The following is a 14,566-nucleotide window of genomic DNA, read 5'->3' as shown; positions in this document are numbered from 1 at the left end:
GGCTACCTGGTGAATTGGAGGAAGGGAAGTCGTACTATCTGGAAATTACCTCAGGAACGCTGACGGACTTCGCAATGAACCCGTATGCGGGAATGCATGCGCCAGAGGACTGGACGTTCCGTACGCGGGATGAGCACGACGGGAGATCGAATCGTTCGAAAGACAAGAAAACGTCTGAATCAGATTTCCTATCTGTTAATTCCCAATCTGCGACAAACACAGACAGAGTATTAACTGATACTAAAACTACAGTCGATGTGAATTCTTCAATTCAGCTAGTGGGGCTAAATAATGCCGATGCTAGTCAAGCTCTGAATGTTATAAACGTTGATCGGAAAGAGCTGGTAGTTGATGCTTCGGGCTATAGTAAAGCAGCAAAGGTGAGTATACCTTCCGCCTTTTTAAAACAGTATAAGAAAGAAAACACAAATCTGCCAATTGGCATACGCACAAATGTAGCTCAGTTTACTCTTTCTTCTGAACTGATCGATAAATTGGTCTCATTATATCCGGAAGAAAGCTTGGCAGTTGAAATTTCATCTTTAACAGATGAAAACGGGACACAAGTAAGACAAGCTATTGCTGAGACTGGTTTAATGGATGTTTTGGTAAACCCAATTGATTTTAAACTTATGGCCGGAAATCAAGAGATCACTGAATTTTTCGGGAATTACGTGGAGCGAAAATTGATTTTGGATCGTGAAGTTGATCCTAAACATGTAGCGGCCGTATGGTTTGATCCTAAGACAGGTGCTTTATCATCTGTTCCTGTATTGATTCGAAATGTGAATGGACAAACGGAGGCAACCATCAAATCCAATCATAACAGCATTTATGCTGTAGTCTCAGCAGATAAAAAGTTCAAGGACCTGGAGAACCATTGGGCACAAAAAGATGTGGAGATGCTGGCAAACAAGCTGATTGTCAAAGGCGTTCAGCCTGATATTTTTGAGCCAAATCGGACTGTAACCAGGGCTGAATTTGTGGCATTGCTTGCACGTGGATTAGGTATGCAGGAGAAGCCATTACCAGAACAGTTCACAGATGTAAAAGAAGATGCCTGGTATGCTGGTAGTGTTGGAGCTGCGATAGAAGCAGGTCTGATCCGAGGTTACGGGAACCATTCATTCGGACCAGAAAAGGTGATTACTCGCGAGGAAATTGCGGTCATTGCTGAAAAGGCTGTACATTACGCTCAGACTCTAAATTCCATCCCTTCTAGTGAGGAATATAAAGAGGTTTACAGCGACGCATCTACTGTTTCTCCTTGGGCCCGGCAGGCTATGGCGCAGGCCACAGAACAAGGCTTAATTAAGGGTGTGTCTCCAGACCTGCTTGCTCCCAAACAACAGGCAACACGGGTAGAGGCGACTTCGATATTAAAACGATTTTTGCAGCTTATTAAATTTACAAATTAAAAAAAATGAATTAGACGAATAAGTAATCTTTTTTTGGCGGTCCATGTGGATCGCTATTTTTTATGCTTTATAATAAATGCTATTATTAGAGCTACCGCTGTTTCATGATCGTTGTTTAGGAAAAAAGGAGGTGCGATAGTGATGGTGGAGGTGACTGGAATTATTGTGGCAGGTGGACGTTCTAGCAGAATGGGCCAGGACAAAGCGCTGCTCAAGTTCGAAGGAGTTACGGTACTGGAGAGAATCGCTGCTGTGCTAGGGAAGGTTGCTGGGCGAGTTATTGTGGTAACGCGGGATACACAACAATATAGAGAACTTGGGCTGGAAACGACGGCAGATCTATATCCCGGTTTGGGGCCTTTGAGCGGTATCCATGCAGGACTTTCTGCTTCCAAAACGGAATGGGGGATCGTCGTAGCCTGCGATATGCCCTTTGTGCAGCCAGAGATATTACATGCTTTGCTTGCTCACGCAACGAACTGGACAGCTGCACAAGAGATAGCGAGTGAACAAAAACACGCGCAAAGAGAACAGGTACCGTTTTGTGAAAATGACTTATTGCCCCAGTCAACACAGCCAGCATTACAGGCGGTGATTGCATCTGTGGATGGACGTATACATCCGTTACTGGGAGTATATCATCGAAGTGTGCTGCTGTCTGCGGAGCAATGTTTACAGAGTGGAAGCCTGCGTCTGATCGACTGGCTAAATTCCTTGAACGTTCATTATGAGAGAGCTGGTGAATGGCCGGGGGCGAGCCTAGACATGTGGAAGCAAGCTGTGTTCAACATGAACTATCCACAGGACTACCAGCTTATCGTGAAACAATTGGAGTGTATAGAAGACGTATCGAGACAGAAAGGAATAGTGGAAGTTGAGAGAGAAGATATGTGATTTTTGGGGGAGTACATAACATGCTAGAAGCTATTATTCATGCCGTTTTATTGGCATTGGGGTTAATTTTGCCTTTAGGGGTACAAAATGTGTTTGTGTTTAATCAGGGGGCGTCCCAGTCGCGGTTTCGCAATGCACTGCCTGCTGTCATTACAGCGGGTGTCTGTGACACCATCCTGATCACGCTTGCTGTTGGGGGCGTATCCCTCATTTTGCAGCAATTTCTATGGCTCACGAATGTGCTTTATGCAGCAGGCTGTTTGTTTTTACTGTATATGGCCTGGACTCTTTGGAACTCAAAGGCTGCTTCCTCGGGAGAAAGTCAGCCGATGCTACCAAAACGCCAGATGATTTTTGCCGCCTCGGTATCGCTACTAAATCCACATGCCATACTCGACACAGTTGGTGTGATTGGAACCAGCTCCCTGCAATATAACGGCGTGGAACGCTGGGCCTTTGGTCTGGCAGCTGTGTCAGTATCGTGGTTATGGTTTGTGGGTCTGGCAACGGCAGGACGGCTTGTAGGACGCATGGATTCAGAAGGAAAGTTTGGTACTGTGCTCAACAAAATATCAGCACTGATTATTTTGGGGCTGGCCATTTATATGGCCATAAATTTTATGAACAGTATGTGACCCGAACCTTGTTAGAAGAAAAACTTTAATATAGCGAATACCCCGCTCAAAGCAAAGGGGACACCGATCAAAAACAACATAAAGGCCAGACAGCCTGCACCATTGACACCGCCAGCAATTCGGGCGTCCCGAGGGTTGGCCGGATTGTATAGTACCTTAATCTTGCTGCCAACCCGGTTGAGGCTGAGATTGGTACTATAAGGATTCCAGAATTCCACGGCTTCACCTGAAGCTGTATAGAAGCGTACCTTTAATCGGCGGGTGTAGCTGGTATCTACCGGATCGTCACGGTCAAAGGGAACAACATCTACGTCTACTTCGATATGGGCATCTACGATTTGCCCTTTGGTACGGACCCAGTGGCGTTTACGATAACGATGACGACGAATCGTTTTAAATCCAAAATAGATGAACAGCAGACCGATCAAGCTGAACAACGGCATGAGCAGATCGGAGCTAAAATGAAACCAGTACACATTAAAATCAATTGAAATGATAATCTACTCCTTTAACCAAGCGATAATCAATATATCGGATATACTTAGGAATAGTTTAATTTTTCCATGGGGATTTAAATCAAAATGGATAGCACATAAAAAAGATCCGCTTCCTGGGAAGTGGGTCTTTTTTTCATAGCTGAGAGGACTACTTTTTGCTCGATAGGGACATATCAAAATCAACATCCTCGATAAATTCGATAACTTCACCATTAGGGCTGTGGACTAGGGCGTTTGTTATAACGAGAGAAGGTTCACCAAGTGTAAGCTGATTGTGCGTCTGTAGAGGAAATTGCAGAGTTTCAGGATTCGCTAGTCAAGCTGGGGCCTTCAAAGTCGCATATTTGTATGAAGAATATACTGAAAAATAGGGTTTTGCTGTAAGTCAGCTGAGAAACCCATATTTAGTATTTGGAACAAAAACCATTGAGAAAGCTGTTATCGGGACATTAAATAAGCGAATGAACGATGAAATAAAAAGGTGACGCTGAATTATAACAGCGTCACCGTAATTCCCTGCTCCAGACGCTTCACGTCCTGGAGCTCAATCTTGCCGGCCATGGCGTGCAGGGCCGCCGCCGTGCCGCAGGCTGCTCCCTGCCGTAGCATGGCAGGGAGATCCAGCCCCGCCACCGCGCCGCTAACCAGCCCGGCGACCATGGCGTCACCGCTGCCGAGCGCGCTGACAATGTCCGCGTCCGGCAGGCTTACGCGGTAGCGTGCATCGCGCGTTACCGCGAGTGCCCCGCGCGCGCCGAGCGAGATGACGGCCAGCTGCGCTCCGGCTTCCAGCAGCTGCGAGGCCGCCGCTTCAGCGGCATCCGGGCGCGCGGCGTCGATTCCCGCAAAGCGGGCAGCCTCCTCCTCGTTAGGCTTCACGAGGTCGGGCTTTCCGCGCAGGCCCAAGCGCAGCGCCTCACCGCTGGCGTCCAGCGCCACCCGCGCGCCGTGCTCCTTCGCCAGCGTGCACAGCTCGGCGTATAGATCAGGCGGGCAGCCGGGTGGCAGGCTGCCGGAGAGAACGATCCAAGCTGAATCCTCGGCAAGGGTCGCAATTTTGCGCCGCAGCGCGGCTAGTTCGAGCGGCCCAACGGTCGGGCCGCTCTCAATCAGCTCGGTCTGCGTGCGGGTAGCAGGGTCGAGCACGGTAATGGCGAGACGGGTTTCCCCGTGGGCCGTTTCGATGAAATCGGCGCTTACGCCTTCCGCGCTCAACCCGTCGATGAGCAGCCGTCCGGTGTGCCCGGCTACAAACCCAGTCGCTCGCACAGGCTGGCCTAGCGTGCGAATGACACGAGCGGCATTTACGCCCTTGCCGCCAGGCACTGTCAGGCCACCTTCAATGCGGTGGACGGTATTCAGTCCAAAGCCTGCAACCGTGTAGATTTTATCCACGGCCGCGTTAAGCGTTACAGTGGTAATCACAAGGCATCACTCCTTTAAGAAATCAGCTTTAAGCCCAGTGCTGCAGCAAGAATCATGGCGATGAATAAAACACGCAGTACACTTTTTTGCTCACCGTACAAGAGCATGCCTGTAACTGTACTACCTACCGTCCCGATGCCTGTCCATACAGCATAGGATGTTCCCATGGGCAAACTATTCATGGCGTAGCTGAGCAGAGAAAAGCTAAGAATAAAGGATAGGATCATAAGTGCTAAAGCCTTCCACCCTTTGCCGACCGTTACTCCCTTCATGCCGATGACTCCAAGCACTTCCGAACATCCCGCAATAACCAGTGCGATCCAAGCCATTATGCACCACTCCCTTCCTGAGCATCACGATCGGTAACTAACTTCAAGCCGATCACACCTGCTAGCAAAAGGGCGATTAACAGCGTTTTAGACCATTGAAACGGTTCCCCGAATAGCAGCATTTCGCCTAAGACGGTTCCCCCCGTGCCCAGTCCGGTAAATACAGCATACACCGTGCCTACAGGCAGGCGTTTTGCAGCTTTCATGATTAAATAAAAGCTGGCCACCACAGCCAGCACAGTTACAGCCCAGGTGAGTACAGAATCTGCATGCTTCAAACCCGATACCCATACGACCTCAATCAGGCCTCCAACAAAAACGTAAATCCAACTGCGATTCATGATGAATGTTCTCCTTAATTTACTATATTTTTGCAATTCATACTACTTGATCCTTCGAGAGATGAAATTAACGTAATTCCACGCCAAAAAATAGGCCATGCCGCGTTTAACCTTCGGTGGTAGTTGGTACTTCCGCTGTACAGCAGCTCTACTATAATTCCATCTACCAATGTCATGTAAGCTAAAGCCATATCCGCTGGTTCCATATGTGCAAAAGGTTCCCGATCCCGTGCATTTCGGAGGCGACGAGTTAATTTTCGCTCCATTTTTTCGAGAAAGGGATTCACAATATTTAGTACCTCGTTATATAAAGATACAGGTGGATAGAAGGAAAAACGAAGCATAAACTTGGCTGAGTTATTGCTCTCATATTCTTGTTCCATCCAGAAGAGGAAGTCATGCAGTGTATGCTCCAGCGATTGTTCTTTGCGCTCCGTAAAGTATTGAAAAATACGTAAATTCTGCTCTTGAAACGCATACCTTGCCACCTGCAAAAACAGATCCTCCTTGCCCTGAAAGTGCGCATATATAGACGGTTTTCGGATTCCAACCTCGGCGGCAATACTGCTCAAGGATGCTCCCTCATACCCATTGGCGGCAAATTGGAAAAGAGCGGCTTTCCGAATCTCTTTCATTCCCATTATCATCACCTACCTAACGTTCGTTAGTTTATTTTTGCACGAAAAAAAGTAAGTGTCAACACCAGGACATTTCGTTATGTGCTTTGCACTTTTTTAATCAACATTTAAATAAAAAAGTGGGAAGAAATAAGGGGCTCATGTACAATATAATGAAGAATACCTGTTTAAATGCAGTCCATTGGAAGTGAGGTTAGTTATGAGGCGAAGCTTACTGGCCGTATTGATCGCGGCTCTGGTGTTTATTATTTATTATTTTGGCTTGTTTAATTACATCGGCAAAAATGAAGGAACTGTCATCAGTATTTTCTCTACTCTGACGGTTATTTCCATAAGTCTGATTATTTTTTCGGAAAATCGTAATCCTTCCACTACTATGTCCTGGATTTTGTTGCTGGCGTTGCTGCCAGTTGTTGGACTTCCTCTTTACTTTTTGTTTGGGCAAAATGTATTCAAGCGTCGTAAGTATGACAAAAAGGCATTGCGTGACCAACAGGCGTACGAGCGTATCGAAAAGGATGCTTTGCGGGTCAAGCGAGATCTGACCTGCTTTACAGATGAGCAGCAGCAGTTGATGCGTCTGGCCCGGAGATTGGCCCGCTCCCCGATTTATTTTGCGACAGAAACTAAAATTCTGAATAACGGAGATGAAACCTTCTCTACGCTGCTGGAAGAACTGCGCAAGGCGCAGCATCATATCCATATGGAATATTACATTTTCCGGTCGGATGATATCGGTACCAGCATTCAGAAAATTTTGATCGAAAAGGCTAAAGCGGGTGTTAAGGTTCGATTTATGTACGATGCGGTCGGTAGTATTCAGTTATCGAAGGCATTTTTGAAGGAAATGAAAGATGCAGGAGTAGAGGTTGTGGCATACGGCGGCGCCCGGATTTTGTTCTTCTCCAGCCGGGTAAACTATCGTAATCACCGTAAAATTGTAGTTATCGACGGTAATATCGGGTTAATCGGTGGCCTAAATGTAGGCGATGAGTATCTCAGCCGCAACAAAGCCTACGGCTTCTGGCGTGACACGCATATGATTGTGAAGGGCGAAGCGGTGCGGACGTTGCAACTTATATTTTTACAGGATTGGCTTCATATGACGGGCGAATCCGTGCTGGATAGCGAATATCTGTCTCCCGATATTGAACCGATCACGGACGGCGGCGTACAGATTATTGCCAGCGGCCCGGATAATGAGCGGAGAGTGCTTAAAAATCTGTTTTTCTCCATGATCACATCCGCCCGAAAATCCGTCTGGATTGCCACTCCGTATTTTATCCCGGATGAAGATATCCTGACTGCTTTGCGCATGGCTGCCCTATCCGGATTGGACGTGCGTATTCTGTTTCCCGCGAAACCGGATAAATGGTTGCCTTTTCTCGCATCCCACTCGTACTTCCAATCGTTGCTGGAGGTTGGAGTCAAGGTATATGAATATGAAAAAGGGTTCCTTCACTCCAAGCTTCTCATTATTGACGGGGAGGTTGCGACTATCGGGACAGCCAATATGGATATGCGCAGCTTTCATTTGAATTTTGAAGTGAACGCTCTATTGATTCAAACCCACAGTGTGCAGCAGATGGTTAACGACTATGAGCGAGATTTGCACAATGCCAGCTTGATCGTACGCGAGGAATTCATGAAAAAGCGTCTGTTCAAACGTTTAATGGAATCGCTCGCTCGTCTGCTTTCACCGCTATTGTAGGCTTCAACGAATGGGCTACAGTCGTAATCCCCACGTTAAAAGGTAGTAAAGCCTAAAATATCCTGGAGACGGTATAGAATATCTTTCCAAAATGTTGAATGATCCTCGTAAGCTGCCAAATCCAGACTGTATTCAGCTCCCCGATTATTCCAAAGTTTATCAAAATAGGCCGCCACCTGTCGGGTCAGCTTGCTGTCCGCCGGAGCGGCCACCCATAATTCATTCTCCAAATTTAAATCATCCAAATTACGGGGGGTCAAATTTGTAGAGCCACCCCAAATCAAATGCTCTCCTTGTGCCTTCGCAATGTAAATCAGCTTGGTATGAAATTGCTCATCGGTAGTATGATACCAGCGAATTTGAATGTTTCCATTTGATTTATCGGACAACTCTTGGGCAACCGGACGATTAGGTATGCCTATTTTTTCTTGTCCAAACGCATTTTCATTAGGGTCCAGCAGCAATTGGATGTTTACACCGCGCGCCGAGGCATCCAGCAGACTATTCAATACTTTGCGGTCGGCCAAATAAAACATGCCCATATGAATGCTATCCCCTTGCTTTGTCTGCTTAATGCCATTCAGAACGGAGGTATACACTTTGCCTTCCGTGAGATATTTGATCCGGTAGCTGTCCTTGTCCTTCCCCGACGGGGCTAGGTGTGCTGCTTGAGGCGTATACGCAGGAAGTTGCCCTCCACCCGAGAAGTCCAATATCGCCTGCTCTGTTTGTAAAATATCTGCAATGATCGGTCCCTTCACCTCGAGAGCAACATTGGAATGATAGGCACTTGCGTCGTGAACATTGCCTGAAGAAATAAGCGCAGTTTGTTCGTTGGCAACCAATTTTCGGTGATTGGCCTTGACGTTTAACAGCTTTAAATAGGAGCGTGCCGTAACATCAGGTCCGTCACTGGCCATCAGGTTGGGAATCCAGCCAGTGCCCTGCTGCCCGAACCATTGAAAAAAGGTACGCCACACGGCTGAATAGAGGGGCGTGGAGTCCCGCAATGGGTCTACATCGGTCTGCACGACCTGAATCCCTACTTTCTTCATATTCTCCAGCAAAGGATTGGGAGCAGAATTATAATTGGTATTGACTTCATCAGTAATGAAAAAGATAGGCATATCAGGATGGGCTATCTTTTTGGCGATAAGATGATGGGTCATTTGTGCGCTGACTTCAGGGAAGTGCTGGCCTTTATGTTTATAATCGTTGAACAGAAACAGGTCAATGACGATAAATTGCTGGGCTTCATCAATGATCCGTAGCATACGATTCAAAATTTGCCCTTCATGTTGTACACTGCTTCCATCCCCGGTTGGGTAGGTCAAATCCGTCCAAAAGTTTACCTCGTTCGTGGAATACTCCTGACTTTCATAAGAGACGAACGGAGGCAATGGTTTATGAGTTTGATACAGCATGACGGCAATCAACCAGAGGATCAGCACCAGAATGGCGATTTTAAGAGCACGGCCCTTGTGCATGGATTTTTTTTGGGATTCCGGCGCAGAATGCAGCGGATTTTGTTTAGTCATATGACGATCAGCTCCTCAATTGTGTGCTGCATTCCGTTTTATCGTGTCCCAACATGCGGATTATGATTAGATGCTGTCTAATTTATTAACGCAAGTCTACCGAATTGAAGCGGTATGCTGAACGGAATGAAATGGAGAACGTTTTATTAATTGAGGACATATGTCCTTTATGGGCAGGCTGACCTATACTTAAATAGATAACAAAAGTCATTGATATGGGGAGAATAACGATTTATGAGAGGAATCTTGTTTGCTTTTCTAGGAGGAGCGTGTATTACGCTACAGGGGGTAGCCAATACACGGATTAGTCAGGATATCGGGACATGGCAGGCGGCTACGGTTACTCAGCTCATAGGCTTTATTTTGGCAGCATTCGTTTGGATGTTTACAAAAGATGGCCGTGTGGCTGAAATGAAGCAGGTAAAGCCGATGTATCTTTGGGGTGGTGCTTTTGCGGCTATCATTATATTTAGTGAAGTCACAGCAATCCAACATATTGGAGTTACATTCACAATCTCGGCGCTGTTGATAGCTCAGTTATGTTTAACTTTTCTGGTAGACATTAAGGGATGGTTTGGCATCGTGAAGCAAAAGATGAAGCTGCCCCAATTTATAGGTATTGGTATGATGGTCGCGGGTGTCATTATTTTGAAGCTCTAAAGTAGAACTTTATTTACAGAAAAAGCTTAGACCGTAGAAATTGAAGGTGAGCTAAGGAATGAGAGAAATTCAGGATCAAGAGCAGCTAAAATATTTTTTGCAGCTGCATCAGTTAGAATCCGTACTCTACGAGCCACTACATCCCTATTTGTCGCTGCATCGTTTGGAGCAAGGGGAAAAGCTCTGTTCGCAGGGGGATGCCATTGAACATCTGTATATTCTGGTGCAGGGCAAGGTTAAAATTTTCACCAACTCTACAGAAGGAAAGACGCTAATCCTTTGCTTTAAAACACCGATCGAGGTCATAGGTGATGTTGAATATATTCGTAGTAGTCATGTCATCAATACAGTAGAGGCCGTGTCGCCGATTTATGTGATTGGTGTCCACCATCAATGGATGAATAAGTACGGCAGAGATTATGCTCCATTACTACAGTTCCTATTGGATATTGTCACGCGAAAATTTTGCCTGGACTCTGATTTCTCCAGCTTCAACTTGATGTATCCAGTGGAAGTCAGGCTGGCGAGCTATCTGCTATCTGTTTCTTTTGACGAATCCAATTCTGTCTTTCATGAGGAACTGCGGGTATCCAGTCTGGTAGATGTGGCGAATTTGATCGGAACCAGCTACAGGCACCTCAACCGTGTCATTCGCAAGCTGATTGAAGAGGGATTGGTTGAACGGGCAAAAGGATACATTGTCATTCGGGACAGAAAAGGTTTGAGTGAACTGGCGGGCCATAATATTTATGAATCGTTGTAAAATAGTGCATTGAATAAGTGTGGAACAATAAGGGACTATCAAGGGAGAGTTAAATATGTTATTAGGACTTATATTGGCAGTTATTGCAGGTGCTTTGGTCAGTCTGCAAACGATATTCAATAATAAGGTGAATGAGCGGACAGGTTCATGGGCCACCACGACATTGGTACTGGGAACTGGGTTCTTGGCTTCTTTGCTGGGGAGTCTTATTTTTGAAGGAAGAAATACATTTGCTTTACAGCATATGCAGCCGTGGTACTGGTTCAGCGGCATGATTGGTGTCGGCGTTGTGTTCTGTCTGGTGCAAGGAATGAAGCGACTGGGTCCTACCTATGCAATCTCCATTGTATTGACAGCACAATTGGGTACCGCTCTGTTATGGGATTCATTAGGGTGGCTGGGATTAGAAAAAATTCCGTTTACCTTTAATAAGTTGATCGGTGTAATCGTCATTATCGGCGGTATTCTAGTATTCAAGCTTGGTCAAGGACGTACTAAGGAACCGCAAGAAAATACTACACCTATACCTGATTCGATGAAGGGCTAAAGGAGGCTGTGATTTGCTTGCTGTGCTGGGGGTCCTGTTTTCGCAGGACATTTTGCAGAAAAGCAGCACCTCAAGCAGGTGCTGCTTTTTCAATTCCATAGACGAGAAAAAATGTTCACGGTCGTGTATATATTTTTCCATCCATGATACAATGAAAATATCTTAAAATAACTGCTTTAAGAGCCTGATATTTGAAATAGGAGATAATAAATAGATCGGTTACCGTGTTCGGGAACGGTCTTATTTGTGCTTCATGAACCTGAAACAAACAGAGTGATTGAGTGAGGTGAAACATAGATGAGTAATGCTGAAAATATAAAGGGATCACCTGACGCCCCGGACAGATCCGGCTCTTTGTTGCCTGTTGCGCAGACAGGTGAACGGAAAATTGAGCATGTCCGTCTTTGTCTGCAAGAAGATGTGGCCGGACATGGGATCACTAGCGGACTGGAGCGCTATGCTTTTAAGCACTGCGCTTTGCCTGAGCTGCATTTTGACGAGGTGCGTCTGGATACAACATTTATGGGACGCGCTGTACGGACACCGCTGCTCATCAGTTCTATGACTGGCGGCAGCGCTGAGACAGGAGCGATTAATGAGCGATTGGCAGAGACCGCAGAAAGACGCGGCTGGGCGTTGGGCGTCGGCTCTGTACGAGCCGCGGTGGAAAAAGAAGAGTTGGCTTCAACCTTTGCCGTCCGCCGTCTAGCGCCGAGCATACCGATCCTTGCCAATCTGGGAGCAGTGCAGCTCAACTACGGATTTGGTGTGGACGATTGCCAACGTGCAGTGGAAATTGCCGGAGCGGATATGTTGGTGCTGCATTTGAACGGATTGCAGGAGATTTTCCAACCGGAAGGGAATTTGGATTTTAGCGGACTGCTTGATCGCATCAGGGAGTTGTGTCATCGTCTTTCGGTGCCTGTAGGTGTGAAGGAAGTAGGCTGGGGCATAGATGGCGAGACAGCATCGAGATTGTACGATGCAGGCGCCGCTTTTATTGATGTGGCTGGTGCAGGTGGGACAAGCTGGAGCCAGGTGGAGAAATTTCGCAATCCTGATCCTGTGCGCCGTGCAGCGGCGGAGGCATTTGCGGATTGGGGCAATTCGACCGCTGATTGTATCGTGGAGGTTAGAGCAGCTCAGCCTAGCGGCACTCTGATCGGTAGCGGTGGACTGAAAAACGGTGTCGATGCTGCGAAGGCACTTGCTTTGGGTGCTGACATGGCAGGCTTTGGGCGCTCTTTGCTTGGCTCGGCGGTCGCCTCCAGCGAGGCGCTGGAAGCACGATTGGAGCAAGTGGAGCTGGAATTGCGTACAGTCATGTTCGGCATCGGAGTAGCAGAGATCGAAGGTCTTAAAGATACGACCAGACTAAGAAGGAAGGTGAACGGATGAGTGGATTCATCAAGTTGGTTCCGATGAACGCCGAGCAGTATGAACGCTTTGAGCAGCGCTCGCTCGCGGATTATGCGGAGGAGAAAATCCAGGCAGGCACGTGGACGGTGGAAGAGGCACCGGAACGGGCAAAGGAAAGCTTTGCAACATATTTGCCACAAAGGCTGGATACACCCCATGCTCACCTGTACATGCTTGAGTATTCAGGTAGTGGGGGTCAGGACCCGGAGGAAGTGGGACATATCTGGTTCAATATTACAGAAGGTACGCAAGGCAAAGAGGCCTTTTTGCTGGATATTCTCGTTTACGATTCATATCAGGGACGAGGTCTGGGTACGTTGACGATGCAGGCGTTGGAACAAGAAGCTCAGAGGCTGGGCGCGGTTCGCATCGGTCTGCATGTATTCGGGCATAATGAGCGGGCTTTGCATGTATATCGCAAGTCGGGTTATCGGGTTACGGATATCCAGATGAGCAAGGAAATCTAATTAAATATCCAAATAGGATATAGGGATGCAGCAAAATCCTAAATTCACAGTTGTATGCTTGCCGCATGTATAGGTTCTCCTATATAATGTGGGTTGGTAAACTGACAGATGGTATAACGCATATTTTATATAAACGGGAGTTGTTCTGATTATGGCTTTAAAAGCGGGGATCGTGGGCTTGCCGAACGTGGGCAAATCAACACTGTTTAACGCAATAACGCAGGCGGGAGCGGAATCCGCAAACTATCCATTTTGTACAATTGACCCCAATGTAGGGGTTGTTGAAGTACCGGACGAGCGGCTGGATAAGCTGACTGAACTGGTAGTACCGAACAAAACAGTGCCAACGGCTTTTGAATTTGTTGATATTGCAGGACTTGTACGAGGTGCCAGTAAAGGCGAGGGTTTGGGCAACAAGTTTTTGGCGCATATTCGTGAAGTAGATGCCATTGTTCATGTGGTACGCTGCTTTGAAGATGAGAATATTACTCATGTGGACGGCAAAATCGACCCGATCAGCGACATTCAAACGATCAATTTGGAATTGATTCTGGCGGATATTGAAAGTGTAGACAAGCGCATTGAACGTTCCCGCAAAAACATGAAGGGCGGTAACAAGCAGTACGCCCAAGAAGTTGAAGTGCTGGAGCGGATCAAGGAATCGCTGTATGCTGACAAACCCGCACGTAGCGTAGAATTGACAGAAGACGAAAAGCTGATTATACGCGACCTTCATTTGCTCACGATGAAGCCTGTACTGTATGCGGCTAATGTCAGTGAAGATGGTGTAACGGAAGCTGACAGCAATCCATATGTGCAAAAGGTACGTGAATTTGCGGTAGCGGAAAATGCTGAAGTGGTACCAATCAGCGCCAAAGTAGAGGCTGAAATTGCCGAACTGGAAGGCGAAGACAAGGCAATGTTCCTGGAGGAGCTGGGGCTGGCTGAATCCGGTCTGAACCGTCTGATCAAAGCAGCTTACCGCTTGTTGGGACTGTATACGTATTTTACAGCAGGTGTGCAGGAAGTACGCGCATGGACGATTCACAAAGGAACCAAAGCACCTGGGGCTGCTGGCGTAATCCACTCGGATTTTGAACGCGGATTTATCCGCGCTGAGGTTGTATCCTATGATGATTTGGTCGCTGCTGGTTCTATGAACGGGGCCAAGGAACGTGGTCAGCTTCGTTTGGAAGGCAAGGAATATGTGGTGCAGGACGGAGACGTCATGCATTTCCGTTTTAATGTCTAGTATGCATTTCAGCATATAGTATCAGTGTTTAT

Annotated in this window: 16 protein-coding genes and 1 pseudogene; 10 read left to right on the top strand and 7 right to left on the bottom strand. The window is 47.0% G+C overall.

Annotated features, from left to right (window positions below; genetic code table 11):
• The 3 genes from ACQQ6X_RS13665 to ACQQ6X_RS13655 form a co-directional block, all read left to right on the top strand.
• Window positions 1–1,418: S-layer homology domain-containing protein (locus tag ACQQ6X_RS13665; protein WP_430493450.1), on the top strand; the 1,418-nt coding region annotated here is incomplete at its 5' end.
• Between the two features lie 141 nt (window positions 1,419–1,559).
• A complete protein-coding gene (mobA, locus tag ACQQ6X_RS13660) occupies window positions 1,560–2,312 on the top strand; it encodes a molybdenum cofactor guanylyltransferase (RefSeq protein WP_305166126.1) in 753 nt (250 codons plus the stop codon).
• A 20-nt stretch (window positions 2,313–2,332) separates the two neighbouring features.
• Complete coding sequence (locus ACQQ6X_RS13655; RefSeq protein WP_149034559.1) at window positions 2,333–2,947, top strand: LysE/ArgO family amino acid transporter; 615 nt, start codon at window positions 2,333–2,335, stop codon at window positions 2,945–2,947.
• A gap of 11 nt (window positions 2,948–2,958) precedes the next feature.
• Here the strand turns inward: ACQQ6X_RS13655 and ACQQ6X_RS13650 are convergent, their stop codons facing one another.
• The 6 genes and pseudogenes from ACQQ6X_RS13650 to ACQQ6X_RS13625 all read right to left on the bottom strand — a co-directional run bounded on the left by ACQQ6X_RS13650 (window position 2,959) and on the right by ACQQ6X_RS13625 (window position 6,180).
• Window positions 2,959–3,423, bottom strand: coding sequence for a DUF3592 domain-containing protein (locus ACQQ6X_RS13650; protein WP_305165767.1), 465 nt, complete (start codon window positions 3,421–3,423; stop codon window positions 2,959–2,961).
• A 169-nt stretch (window positions 3,424–3,592) separates the two neighbouring features.
• Window positions 3,593–3,718, bottom strand: a pseudogene (locus tag ACQQ6X_RS13645) (VOC family protein); the annotation flags it as partial.
• Window positions 3,719–3,936: 218 nt separating this feature from the next.
• Entirely contained in the window at window positions 3,937–4,869 is a 933-nt protein-coding gene (locus ACQQ6X_RS13640) for a 1-phosphofructokinase family hexose kinase (RefSeq protein ID WP_305165766.1), read from the bottom strand.
• A 14-nt stretch (window positions 4,870–4,883) separates the two neighbouring features.
• Window positions 4,884–5,198, bottom strand: coding sequence for a DMT family transporter (locus tag ACQQ6X_RS13635; RefSeq protein WP_305165765.1), 315 nt, complete (start codon window positions 5,196–5,198; stop codon window positions 4,884–4,886).
• Window positions 5,198–5,539, bottom strand: coding sequence for a DMT family transporter (locus ACQQ6X_RS13630; RefSeq protein WP_305165764.1), 342 nt, complete (start codon window positions 5,537–5,539; stop codon window positions 5,198–5,200). Before ACQQ6X_RS13630 ends, ACQQ6X_RS13635 begins: the two co-directional genes overlap by 1 nt.
• Before the next feature lie 14 nt (window positions 5,540–5,553).
• A complete protein-coding gene (locus tag ACQQ6X_RS13625) occupies window positions 5,554–6,180 on the bottom strand; it encodes a TetR/AcrR family transcriptional regulator (RefSeq protein WP_326401111.1) in 627 nt (208 codons plus the stop codon).
• Window positions 6,181–6,376: 196 nt separating this feature from the next.
• On the opposite strand from ACQQ6X_RS13625, the gene cls reads away from it, so the two are divergent.
• On the top strand, window positions 6,377–7,888 hold the full coding sequence (gene cls / locus ACQQ6X_RS13620) for a cardiolipin synthase (RefSeq protein WP_305165762.1): 1,512 nt from the start codon (window positions 6,377–6,379) through the stop codon (window positions 7,886–7,888).
• Window positions 7,889–7,923: 35 nt separating this feature from the next.
• Here cls and ACQQ6X_RS13615 read toward each other — a convergent pair whose 3' ends face one another.
• Window positions 7,924–9,426, bottom strand: a complete 1,503-nt coding sequence (locus ACQQ6X_RS13615; RefSeq protein ID WP_305165761.1) for a phospholipase D family protein — start codon at window positions 9,424–9,426, stop codon at window positions 7,924–7,926.
• A 234-nt stretch (window positions 9,427–9,660) separates the two neighbouring features.
• Between ACQQ6X_RS13615 and ACQQ6X_RS13610 the strand changes: the two genes are divergently transcribed.
• From ACQQ6X_RS13610 to ychF, 6 genes are all read left to right on the top strand, one after another.
• Window positions 9,661–10,086 (top strand): DMT family transporter, encoded by a 426-nt coding sequence (locus ACQQ6X_RS13610; RefSeq protein WP_305165760.1) that lies wholly within the window; start codon window positions 9,661–9,663, stop codon window positions 10,084–10,086.
• Between the two features lie 58 nt (window positions 10,087–10,144).
• On the top strand, window positions 10,145–10,849 hold the full coding sequence (locus ACQQ6X_RS13605; RefSeq protein ID WP_305165759.1) for a Crp/Fnr family transcriptional regulator: 705 nt from the start codon (window positions 10,145–10,147) through the stop codon (window positions 10,847–10,849).
• A gap of 55 nt (window positions 10,850–10,904) precedes the next feature.
• Complete coding sequence (locus tag ACQQ6X_RS13600; protein ID WP_305165758.1) at window positions 10,905–11,396, top strand: DMT family transporter; 492 nt, start codon at window positions 10,905–10,907, stop codon at window positions 11,394–11,396.
• A gap of 297 nt (window positions 11,397–11,693) precedes the next feature.
• Window positions 11,694–12,794: a type 2 isopentenyl-diphosphate Delta-isomerase gene (gene fni / locus ACQQ6X_RS13595; RefSeq protein ID WP_305165757.1), complete on the top strand. Its 1,101-nt coding sequence runs from the start codon at window positions 11,694–11,696 to the stop codon at window positions 12,792–12,794.
• Window positions 12,791–13,282 (top strand): GNAT family N-acetyltransferase, encoded by a 492-nt coding sequence (locus ACQQ6X_RS13590; protein ID WP_305165756.1) that lies wholly within the window; start codon window positions 12,791–12,793, stop codon window positions 13,280–13,282. Before fni ends, ACQQ6X_RS13590 begins: the two co-directional genes overlap by 4 nt.
• Before the next feature lie 151 nt (window positions 13,283–13,433).
• Window positions 13,434–14,534: a redox-regulated ATPase YchF gene (gene ychF / locus ACQQ6X_RS13585; protein ID WP_063213846.1), complete on the top strand. Its 1,101-nt coding sequence runs from the start codon at window positions 13,434–13,436 to the stop codon at window positions 14,532–14,534.
• Window positions 14,535–14,566 lie beyond the last annotated feature (32 nt).

It is taken from the genome of Paenibacillus ottowii (assembly GCF_050516475.1).
Classification (GTDB): Bacteria; Bacillota; Bacilli; order Paenibacillales; family Paenibacillaceae; genus Paenibacillus; species Paenibacillus ottowii.
This window is presented reverse-complemented; position numbering and strand designations above follow the sequence as displayed.